This window comes from Ureibacillus terrenus (assembly GCF_006569205.1).
GTDB lineage: Bacteria > Bacillota > Bacilli > Bacillales_A > Planococcaceae > Ureibacillus > Ureibacillus terrenus.
In genome coordinates, this window is record NZ_VIGD01000022.1 from 26,566 (window position 1) to 35,093 (window position 8,528).

Annotated in this window: 12 protein-coding genes, 1 pseudogene and 1 riboswitch; of the genes and pseudogenes, 2 read left to right on the forward strand and 11 right to left on the reverse strand. The window is 44.7% G+C overall.

The window, feature by feature from the left end:
- Window positions 1-19: 19 nt before the first annotated feature.
- The 10 genes from queE to crcB form a co-directional block, all read right to left on the reverse strand.
- Window positions 20-748, reverse strand: coding sequence for a 7-carboxy-7-deazaguanine synthase QueE (gene queE / locus FKZ59_RS12960; RefSeq protein WP_141603177.1), 729 nt, complete (start codon window positions 746-748; stop codon window positions 20-22).
- Window positions 741-1,211: a 6-carboxytetrahydropterin synthase QueD gene (gene queD / locus FKZ59_RS12965; protein ID WP_141603178.1), complete on the reverse strand. Its 471-nt coding sequence runs from the start codon at window positions 1,209-1,211 to the stop codon at window positions 741-743. The genes queE and queD overlap by 8 nt, the downstream gene beginning before the upstream one ends.
- Window positions 1,204-1,872: a 7-cyano-7-deazaguanine synthase QueC gene (queC, locus tag FKZ59_RS12970; RefSeq protein ID WP_141603179.1), complete on the reverse strand. Its 669-nt coding sequence runs from the start codon at window positions 1,870-1,872 to the stop codon at window positions 1,204-1,206. The genes queD and queC overlap by 8 nt, the downstream gene beginning before the upstream one ends.
- Before the next feature lie 121 nt (window positions 1,873-1,993).
- The gene (queF, locus tag FKZ59_RS12975) at window positions 1,994-2,494 is read right to left on the reverse strand and encodes a preQ(1) synthase (RefSeq protein WP_141603180.1); all 501 of its coding nucleotides are present in this window, start codon (window positions 2,492-2,494) and stop codon (window positions 1,994-1,996) included.
- Window positions 2,495-2,578: 84 nt separating this feature from the next.
- Window positions 2,579-2,622, reverse strand: a riboswitch (PreQ1 riboswitch).
- 206 nt (window positions 2,623-2,828) lie between these two features.
- Window positions 2,829-3,221: a hypothetical protein gene (locus FKZ59_RS12980; protein ID WP_141603181.1), complete on the reverse strand. Its 393-nt coding sequence runs from the start codon at window positions 3,219-3,221 to the stop codon at window positions 2,829-2,831.
- Between the two features lie 147 nt (window positions 3,222-3,368).
- Window positions 3,369-3,779, reverse strand: a complete 411-nt coding sequence (locus tag FKZ59_RS12985; RefSeq protein WP_141603182.1) for a DUF5412 family protein — start codon at window positions 3,777-3,779, stop codon at window positions 3,369-3,371.
- A 205-nt stretch (window positions 3,780-3,984) separates the two neighbouring features.
- Entirely contained in the window at window positions 3,985-4,764 is a 780-nt protein-coding gene (locus FKZ59_RS12990; RefSeq protein WP_141603183.1) for an alpha/beta fold hydrolase, read from the reverse strand.
- 93 nt (window positions 4,765-4,857) lie between these two features.
- Window positions 4,858-5,208, reverse strand: a complete 351-nt coding sequence (locus tag FKZ59_RS12995; protein WP_141603184.1) for a DUF2200 domain-containing protein — start codon at window positions 5,206-5,208, stop codon at window positions 4,858-4,860.
- A 36-nt stretch (window positions 5,209-5,244) separates the two neighbouring features.
- On the reverse strand, window positions 5,245-5,610 hold the full coding sequence (locus FKZ59_RS13000) for a fluoride efflux transporter FluC (RefSeq protein ID WP_141603185.1): 366 nt from the start codon (window positions 5,608-5,610) through the stop codon (window positions 5,245-5,247).
- The gene (gene crcB / locus FKZ59_RS13005) at window positions 5,607-5,981 is read right to left on the reverse strand and encodes a fluoride efflux transporter CrcB (protein ID WP_141603186.1); all 375 of its coding nucleotides are present in this window, start codon (window positions 5,979-5,981) and stop codon (window positions 5,607-5,609) included. Before crcB ends, FKZ59_RS13000 begins: the two co-directional genes overlap by 4 nt.
- A gap of 246 nt (window positions 5,982-6,227) precedes the next feature.
- Here crcB and FKZ59_RS13010 point away from each other — a divergent pair, with 246 nt between their 5' ends.
- Window positions 6,228-7,226 (forward strand): zinc-dependent alcohol dehydrogenase family protein, encoded by a 999-nt coding sequence (locus FKZ59_RS13010; protein WP_141603187.1) that lies wholly within the window; start codon window positions 6,228-6,230, stop codon window positions 7,224-7,226.
- A gap of 111 nt (window positions 7,227-7,337) precedes the next feature.
- On the opposite strand, the gene FKZ59_RS13015 is transcribed toward FKZ59_RS13010, so the two are convergent.
- On the reverse strand, window positions 7,338-7,913 hold the full coding sequence (locus FKZ59_RS13015) for a cupin domain-containing protein (protein WP_141603188.1): 576 nt from the start codon (window positions 7,911-7,913) through the stop codon (window positions 7,338-7,340).
- 320 nt (window positions 7,914-8,233) lie between these two features.
- Between FKZ59_RS13015 and FKZ59_RS13020 the strand changes: the two are divergent.
- Window positions 8,234-8,528 (forward strand): annotated as a pseudogene (locus FKZ59_RS13020) (c-type cytochrome); the annotation flags it as partial.

The window sequence follows — 8,528 nt, forward strand, 5'->3', positions numbered from 1 at the left end:
GTCTTACAATGCTCCGGCGCTAAACCCCCCGTTTATTGCCCCAAACCAGGGTATGGAGCTGCGGAAGCACCCTCACATCTTTCAACTCTTCGTCGCCCATCGCTTTCCGAATGAGCTCTTCATATTTCCCCAATAAATGGCGGACGAGCTTCTCCCGATCCTCCGAGGTTGTATCATCATTTCCCACCTGCAAGTAAAAAGGGATGGCCGGTAATCTCCGGTGGACTTCCTTGGCGAATTGATAGTCTTCATCATTAAACACGACGACTTTCAATGAAATGTGCCCGCTGCCGTTTCTTGCTTTCAGCTTATCCAGCATCTCCGAAAGCGCGGCAAAATCCGTCTTCATTCCCGAGCTTGGCGGTTTTGGGGAAATCGTCAATTGATCGATGTCGTATAACCAATCCTGCCATCTGCTTCCCTGGGTTTCGACGCAAATTTTCATCCGGTTGTCCTTTAAAATCCGCACCAATTCCCCGATATTCCGGATTAATGCCGGATTACCGCCGGAAATCGTGACGAAGGAAAATCCGTTTCCTCCCAGCCGTTTCAATTCCGACCAAATCTCTTCCGGCGTCATTTGCCTGATCAAATCTTTCCCGCTGCCGTCCCAAGTGAAGGAAGAATCGCACCAGGAACAGGAATAGTCGCAGCCCGCCGTGCGCACAAACATCGTCTTTTGCCCGATGACCATGCCTTCGCCCTGAATCGTCGGGCCAAAGATTTCAATGACGGGAATTTTACTCAAGTTCCATCCACTCCCGTCTCGCTTCGGCAAAACTTGTCGGAGTTTCATAGAGCCGGATAAATTCCACCCGCGCTCCCTCAAGTCCGGCGTCTTCCAACGCTTCCGCGAATTGTTCATAAATCCATACCACCATATTTTCCGCCGTTGTATTCATCGGCGGAAGGGTTTCGTTCAAATAGCGGTGGTCCAGGTAAATTTCAATTTTTTCTTTCCATATTTCCTTGAGATCGGCGAAATCGATGACGATTCCCCTTTCGTCCGGATAGCCGCTGACTCCCACAATGACTTTGTACGTATGGCCATGGAGATTTTTGCATTTCCCTTCATAGGTATGCAAATGGTGGGCGGCGTCAAAGGTGAATTCCTTGCTGACGAGCACCCGTTTCGAATGGTACCTCAATTGTTCCTTTTGGATATCTTCCCCCAGTTTTTGAAGCCGGTCGACAATCCGAAACTCAAACATGCGAAGTCCCCTTTCTTGAACGCAAATATTCTTCAAGCCCTTTCCTTCTCAGCTTGCATGCCGGGCATTCCCCGCATCCATCGGCGATGATGCCGTTGTAGCAAGTCAATGTTTTATTGCGGACAAACTCAAGCACTCCCAGCCGGTCCGCCAGTTCCCACGTTTGCGCTTTTGTCAGCCACATGAGCGGCGTATGAATGACAAAGGTATCATCCATCGCCAAATTTAACGTGACGTTCAGCGATTTGATAAAGATATCCCGGCAATCGGGGTAGCCGCTGAAATCCGTCTGGCAAACGCCGGTGACGATATGCTTCGCCCCCACCTGTCTTGCCAGCACGCCCGCAAAGGAAAGGAACAGCAGATTCCGCCCCGGTACAAAAGTGTTCGGCAGCCCGCCGTCCTTCCCTTCTTCCACTTGGATGTCTTCCCTCGTTAAAGCATTCGGGGCGAGCTGATTCAACAGCGACATGTCCAGGATATGATGTCTGACCCCTGTTTCCCCGGCGATTTCCTTGGCGCATTCTATTTCAAGGCGGTGCCTTTGCCCGTAATCGAAGGTCACCGCTTCCACTTCACCGAAACGTTCTTTTGCCCAAAACAGGCAAGTCGTGCTGTCCTGTCCTCCGCTGAATATGACAATGGCTTTCTCATTTTTCATATCGAACACTCCTTTAACAATAAAAAAACAGCACCACCCTAAGAAGGAAATGCTGTTTCTCTTCTTAGTTTTGGTAAAGAGGGTGGCTAAGAACCTCTATTTCTTTGCGATATGGAATTGTTTATCGATTATCGACTTTTTCGGGATATAAGTCGTGGTTCATCAAACGATAGTTGGCCATTTCTTCGTATTTCGTGCCAGGCCGGCCGTAGTTGCAATACGGATCGATGGAAATTCCCCCGCGAGGCGTGAATTTCCCCCAAACTTCGATATATCTCGGATCCAATAATTGAATGAGATCATTCATAATAATATTCACGCAATCTTCATGAAAATCACCATGATTGCGGAAACTGAACAAATATAATTTGAGGGATTTGCTTTCTACGAGCTTCTTATCCGGAATATAGGAAATATAAATGGTCGCAAAATCCGGCTGGCCTGTCAGAGGACATAGACTTGTAAACTCCGGGCAATTGAACTTTACGAAATAATCCCGGTCCGAATGAAGGTTATCCACCGCCTCCAACACTTCAGGCGCATATTTTTCCGGATAGACCGTTTTGTTGTTTCCCAATAATGTCAAATCTTTCAAACCGTCTTCGAACTTGCGGACAGACATAAAAAAAGACCTCCTTGCAAAATGTCTCCCAACATTTTCAAGAGAGGTGCACCCAATCATTCTATAAAACTGATGAAATATGATGGTTTCATAGTTTTTTATAGAGGGTTGCTATGAACCTCTCCCGAACTGGCCGGGCATTTTTAATAGTATAGAAGTTTGCAGAAGGAGTCAACTCAAATTGAACGATTGGCTGAAATTGCGGTGGCCGTGTCCCCGGTTTCCCATATTCCTGATCATCAACTCAATCCCAAACATGAAACCGCTTACATATCCGGGCAAAAAAACGGATGCTTCTTCATCCAAAGAATTTCTCTCTATAATCGCATCCGGGTCAATTATTTTCTTTAAAGGCCATATATTGCTTTTCAATGAAGTTCTTTAATAAATCCATTTTCTCTTTTGAATCAACCACTTCAAACGGAACATACACTTCATGTTTTTTCAATTGAAACGATCGAATTTTTTGGATATCAAAATTTAACATCTCCTGGATTTCCTTTTGCAGCAATTTTCCTCTGGCCGATTCCGGATTCCCGGGCTCCACATGCAAGATCAAGCATTGATACCGCTTATCCCCATACAGGGTCGCGAATTTGCAATAGCCGCCTCTCATAGTGAATGGTATGTACCCAAGCGACAAGCTTTTTCCGGCAATTTTGCATTGCATTGTCCCCAAACCGGACAAAAACTCATGCAGTTCGCCAAATACGAGCAATTCATTCATTTCCATTCCACTCCATGCCCATTTTTCGTTCCAAAAATATTGTTGTATCTACTACCTATTTTAATAAAAATCATTTCTTTGCCTATCCCATAAAAATTAACAATTTCTTTTCCGCGCCGGAAAAGCGGATCGATGTGTGAACCCGGGCTACAATCTTTTCCTTTTCACCCTCCCTTTAACATAGGATTCATTTGGGAGATCCAGACGGATATCATTGATCACTACCGTATGGTCGTTCACCCATTCAATGTTTGCCTTCTCTTCGGCAAATTTCCAATAAATGATTTTAGGTTCTTTCTCTTCTTTATTGAACACTAATTCCCCAATAATCAAATCAGAAAAGAATATCTCTCCATCGGATACATAAACATTGATTGTATAAGTCCCGTCAGGCGAAGTGGATTGAGCAATTAAATTTTCTTTGAATCTGTTCATATCAAAGAAAAGCCAATGGATTCCATAACTCAGGATGATGGTCAATGCGAAAAACCAAATAAACAGCACCGCAATTTCGACTTTATAATTCTTATTAGCTCTGTTTATTATTTTAATCCCCACATTTTTCCTCCATTGTCTCATTATACTTTATACTTTATACTTTGCCCATATATTATTACGGAATATTTTATTATAAGTTCCTAATGAATAAATAATTTTCACAGAAAAGTAAAATATTTTTAGTAATAGTAATTTTAAGAAAAAAATTGATAAGGTCAACTTTTTTAAATAAAAAAAGCGGATTGGAAACCCATTCCAATCCGTTTCATACAAACTTCCTCAACAATTCGTTAAATAGATTCCGTTCTTCCCAAAATGTCCCGTGTCCGCTAAATTGGAAAGGAACAATCGTTGAGTTCCGGATCCGTTGATGGAGCTCGTGCGCCTGGGCAAACGGGATCACCTTGTCATGGATTCCATGAATAATTAACGACGGAACATGGATTTTTGACAAATCCCCATACAACGTTTCATCCCGCAGCGTATTGATGATGGCAATGGTGGACCAGCTTGCCGCTTCCATCCCCATGTTCATAAACCAATCAGAAAATTCTTTTGTGATATATTGGAAGAAAAATCCGTCTATGACCTTTTGCATCATTTTCGCACGGTTATTGTAAGCCATCTCCAAAAAACTTTGCGCCGTTTCCCGGCTAAATCCGACCGGCGCCGCACTCGCAACAAGCACCAATTTGGAGACTCCAAATCCATGGTGGCGGGACATATAGCGTATGGCAATCGCCCCTCCCGTGGAATGCCCGACCAAGGCAAAATCCTTTAATCGCAGGGCCTCCACCACCGCCCGGACATCATCGGCCAACCGGTTAAAACTGTAGCCTTCAAACGGCTTATCCGACTTTCCAAATCCTCTCCAGTCGATGCCGATGCAGCGGTACCCCCATGCGGGCAGCACATTGAACTGATATTCGAACTGCCGATGATTCAAAGGCCAACCGTGCAGAAACACGATGGTCTTCTTTCCGAACGGATTGATATCTTCCACGTATAATTTCACACCGGAATCCACCGAAACAAAATAGCCCATGAATACCCTCCGTCAAAATGCTTTCGGAATAGGATATTCAGGGCCTTAAATATGGGTGAATCCCTTTATAAAAAAGAGAGGAAGCACATTGTATTATGACCGCAAAATTTTCTCCATCGCTTTGCCCTTCGCCAATTCGTCAATCAGTTTATCCAAATAGCGGATTTCCCGCATCAGAGGATCTTCAATCTCTTCCACCCGCACGCCGCAGATGACGCCTTTAATCAATTCCCGGTTGGGGTTCAATCGCGGTGCTTCCGCAAAAAACGTTTCAAAATCCACTTCTTTTTCGATCTGCGATTCCAATTCCTCCTGTCCATAGCCCGTCAACCAGCGGATGATTTCATCCACTTCTTCCTTTGTGCGTCCTTTTTTCTCCGCCTTTTGGATATAAAGTGGATAAACGCTTGAAAATTTCATCTTATATACCCGAGTGTTAGCCATTTTACTTCTCCTTTTTTATTTAACCGGAACGTTTATTCATATCGTAATTTCAACCGTCTTTCCTATTACATACCCCAAAAACGCGAGGGTTATTCCTCCAATGTAAGAAATTGCGGTGTACAAAAGAAAATATTTTTTATTTTTTATATAAAGCCGGGTCAGCTCCAATTTCAACGTGGAGAAGGTGGTAAATGCGCCCAGGAAGCCCGCGCCAAAAAGCAAAACCATCATCTTGTTTCCTTCCGCGCCTGTCAGGATTCCCAACAGAAACGCGCCCAATAAATTCACGGTCAATGTGCCAATCGGCAAGGACTCTTGCCAATTTAAAGCTTTGCTCATAGCGAAGCGGGAAACGGCTCCGGCAAAGCCCCCGATTCCGACCAATATCAATTTTATGATCATGCCTGTTGCCCCTCCTTGCCTGCCCTGAAACCGATCCGGCTCATGATGAGCCCCCCGGCAATGCTTGCGAAAACATAGGCCATCCCCATTACCGCATGCCCATTTTCAAAAAGTTCGACCGTTTCGACGCTCAAAGCCGAAAAAGTGGTAAATGAACCGATGAATCCGGTACTGATTGCGGCAGCAATATCAGGGGGGAGATGGTATTTTTTAAATATGGAAGTGGTCAGCCATGCCAATAAAAACGCTCCCGTCAAATTGACAAAAAGGGTTGACCAAGGAAAAACGCTGCCCGGCAAAAACACGGTGCCGATCCAATATCTCAAAATGGCGCCAAGCGCGCCTGCAAGGCCGACATATAGATAAATCATTTTGATCCTCCTTTTCACAAATAGCTCCTGCCGCTGACTTGGCGGCCCATATCGGCAGAAGAAACCAAACGGTCTGCGGTTCATCAATCGTTCCCTGATGACATAGTTTTTTTGATTTATATTTTCTGCAGGTCCATCATTATTCTATCCTAAATTTGCCATTCATCAAAATTAAGAATAAAATCATTTTAACAACGTTCATATTCAGATAAAATTCTATGAATCTCACATAAAGGAGTGCGAAAGATGAAAGCGCAAGTGATCCATCACTTTGGAGATCCGTCCGTTTTCCAAATCCGGGATATCCCGGTGCCTGAAGTCATTCCCGGACATGTCCTAATCCATGTAAAAGCCACAAGCGTCAACCCGATTGATACGAAAGTGCGTTCAGGGGCTGTTCAAACTGTTGCTCCGGAATTTCCGGCAGTTCTGCACGGGGATGTCGCGGGAGTGGTATGCGCGGTCGGTGAGGGAGTGACAAAATTCAAAGTCGGAGATGAAGTCTACGGCTGCGCCGGCGGATTCAGAAGCACACCAGGAGGGGCATTGGCGGAATATATGCTGGCAGATGCGAATTTGCTTGCCCATAAACCAAAAAATCTGACAATGGAGGAAGCGTCCGCTTTGCCGCTTGTGGCCATCACCGCCTGGGAAGCATTGTTCACCCGGGGCAAATTGGCCCCAGGACAGAACATCTTGATCCACGCGGCGGCAGGAGGCGTGGGCCATGTGGCCATCCAGCTGGCAAAATGGGCCGGCGCAAAGGTCTACACAACCGCCTCTACGAAAGAAAAGCTTGAAATCGGTTCCCGCCTCGGCGCCGATGTTGCCATCAACTACCGGGAGGAAAGCGTCCGGGATTATGTACAAAAATACACAAATGGAAAAGGTTTTGATATGGTCTTTGACACCGTTGGAGGAGCAAATTTAGACCGCTCCTTTGAAGCGGCGGCACCCCTCGGAACGGTCCTTGCCATCGCGGCCCGCTCCACCCATGACCTGACGCCGCTGCATTCAAAAGGCCTGACCCTCCATGTGGTATTCATGTTATTAAAAATCCTGGACAAAGAACTGCGCAAAGAGTATAGAGACATTTTGGAAAAATTGGCAAACATCGTTGAAGAAGGAAAACTGCGTCCCGTTCTTGATCCTAACATCTTCACATTCGATGAAGCCTCCAAAGCCCATGAATTATTGGAATCCGGAAAAGCCATCGGAAAAGTCGTTTTGGTGAATCAGTGGTGAGCAGTAACATTTTCATGATCGTTTCCGTGAGGTTGTCCCATCAATAGGGACTACCTCACTTTTTTTGTATCGGGGCGTTGTTGTTTCAACGCCCCTTGTTTCTTTAGGTTGCTATTGATGGCCATAATGTTCTTGCGCCATCGCCTCCGCTTTTGTCCGATGAACCGTTCCGTGCGGGTGATTCGGAGGCGCGTAGATGGAATAAAGTTTCATCGGGATTTTCCCTGTATTGATCACATTATGCCAAGTTCCGGCAGGCACCATGATGGCGGAATCTTCATGAACCCTTCTTCTATAACTCAAGTTATTTCGAGTTCTCCCCATTTCCACAATCCCTTCCCCTTGTTCAATACGCAAAAATTGATCGGTATGCGGATGAATTTCCAAGCCAATATCTTCCCCCGGCTGGAGGCTCATTAACGTTAACTGCAAATGCGGACCTGTCCACAAAGCTCTTCGGAATGCCGTATTTTCTTTTGCCGCTTTCTCAATGTTTACCGTAAAAGGTTCAGGGCCTTTGTCTACAATCGGATTGGGTCTTCCGAAATTGCTTGAATCATTTTGAAAAGCTCTGTAATGGGCATTCATGTTTTGTGGATGCCAAGGATTCCAGTAATACATGTTTGGATTCCAAAAATAATTGGTTGGCTCATTTGGATAATAATAGGGATTATAGAAATAATTCATTTTCCCATCCTTTCCCATGCAATCTAGTCTAAATTCTATGAAACATTGGGAAAATGACATAGGCAAAAAACCATAAATGGTTCCGGCGCCGATAAAATTTCCGGCATTGAAGAAATTGCAGGACGCCTAAATAAATTGAAATCACACTCTATTTCTTTTTTCTATAAAAATTGGAAGTTTTGATTTTTGATTATTTTATGGCGGAGATGAAAAGTGTTTGCAAAACATTTCCCTTTTTCCAAAGGTTTTACAGTTCCTTTATTGTTTTTTCACAACTGTCTTATAAGATGATGGTGAAAAAATGAGAAGGGGGAATAGTAATGAATTTTCCATCAGTGGATTATTCATGGCTCGGAAACGGGACGGTCATTGCGATGATCGCCATTGTCCACGTCATTATCAGCCATGGTGTAGCCATTGGAACATCCGTTTTGACCGTATCTTTGGAACATCGAGCGTTTAAGACGAACAATCAAAAACTAGATGGGTTGGCCAAAAACATTGCGAAATGGATTTTAATCATCACTACAACAGTAGGAGCGATGACCGGTGTGGGAATCTGGTTTTCGACAACGGTCATTCAGCCGGATTCGATTGGTTCTTTATTGCGAATCT